The sequence below is a fragment of the Piscicoccus intestinalis NBRC 104926 genome (genome assembly GCF_001515525.1).
In the GTDB taxonomy this organism is placed as follows: Bacteria; Actinomycetota; Actinomycetes; order Actinomycetales; family Dermatophilaceae; genus Kineosphaera; species Kineosphaera intestinalis.
The window spans coordinates 1-1,652 of sequence record NZ_BCNQ01000288.1; the positions used below are offsets into that span (position 1 = coordinate 1).

The window sequence follows — 1,652 nt, forward strand, 5'->3', positions numbered from 1 at the left end:
GGTCTGATGACACGGACGGCATCGTGATCCCGGTCAAGTTGGAAGCTTGGCGCTTGAGGTGACCTACCGTTGCGAGCTCGACGGCTCCGGGCATTACCTCAAGGTGTTGAGTTCCAAAGTTGCGGTCTACGCCGGCCGCCGCCCCAAGGGCGACCCCCTCTTCCGGTATGAGTATGTCCACGATCAGGGAGACGGATTGCCCGCAGGGCACTTGCACGTTCACGCTCACCGCGATCAGTTCACGCGTGTGATGACCTTGGCCGCTGTATCAGGGGCTTCACGCCGCCAAGCCGCTCCGGATGCCGAGCTTGAGTCGGCACGCATGTCGCGGATTCACTTCCCCACGGGCGGCCATCGGTTCCGGCCAACGCTGGAGGACGTCCTACAGATGATCGAGGAGGAGTTCGGCGCCATTCCCGGCAAAACTTGGCCCGAGGTGCTCCGCGCTAACCGAGTGCATTGGCGACGGCACCAGACGGGAGCCGCCGTTCGCGACTGTCCCAGCGAGGCGGTCCGGGTGCTCGAGGAACTCGGCTACGTCGTGACCCCACCGAGCGAAGGTCCTGCCCAGGATCGGGAGGACAGGCTCGCCGCCTTCTGATCAGACGCCGTGCTCGCACACTGTCGGCTACTTCTGAGAATCAACGGTCGTTCTTGCAAGACACGCGCATCTCGACAACAGCAGCTGTCGAGATGCGCCCTACTTTGCACACCGCCATGGGGGTTACTTTGCACATGAAGCCCCTCCGACGCCGTGGTGTTCAAACTACGTCTACATCCACGGGTCTCGCCTCGCCCTACGGGTGAAACACGCTCACCGGTCCACGCCGCGCGCCACCACGTCCGTACCAGGAGGCGTCGACGCGGCCACCCCGCCGGCATGCTCCTACGGCTTGCGCACGTCCCGAAGTCGACTTGACGCTACCGTCCTCACATGGAGCGCAGTGACGTATTCGACAGGTTCAACGCTCTGTGGGACCGCGCGCTATCAGGCCCCATCGGCACCAGCTGGCACTGGCTGAACTACCACTTCAGGCGTGGCACGCTTGGATCCATCTCCTTCACGCCTCGCTTTCTCGGGGCTCTCATTCGCGCTGACGAGTTTATGCCCGGCTACGCGGAGGCGATGATCTCCCGGCTGGAGCAGATACACGGGCGCGAGAAGAACCCGGACGACTACAACACCATCTTGCAGCTGCTCGCTGAAGTGCTCGTCATCGATCACCTCGTACAACATGAATGGCCTACCCCAGCGACGTTCGAGATGGAACCCACCGCCGGGAGGTCGAAGAAGAACCCCGAGGTGGTGATCCATCTGGCCACGACGGGCTCGCTCGGTGTGGAGGTGAAGTCCCCCAATCTTGAGAAGCACAGCGCGGAGCGCGGACAGAATCGGTGGCAGGTGAATGCACGAGACGTCGTCGCGCTCGACTCCCTTGCCGGTGGAGTGACCAAGCCCCGCGACAACCCCGTCAAGTCGTTCCTGGAGTCGGCGGACGAGAAGTTCCAGGGATTCCGAGAATCCGACCCTGGCTTCCGCTCGGTGCTGTTCATCGTGTGGGACGACTTCATCAACGAGCCACTCACAGCGCTGCTCGCACCGTCATCCGGACTCTTCACAACCGCCAGTTTCGCCGTGAAACACGGCTCTG

General features: G+C 62.8%; 2 protein-coding genes. Both read left to right on the forward strand.

The window, feature by feature from the left end; genetic code table 11:
• Positions 1-46: 46 nt before the first annotated feature.
• Entirely contained in the window at positions 47-601 is a 555-nt protein-coding gene (locus tag PINTE_RS21265) for a hypothetical protein (protein ID WP_157087449.1), read from the forward strand.
• A 333-nt stretch (positions 602-934) separates the two neighbouring features.
• Positions 935-1,652: hypothetical protein (locus PINTE_RS21270; RefSeq protein WP_157087450.1), on the forward strand; the 718-nt coding region annotated here is incomplete at its 3' end.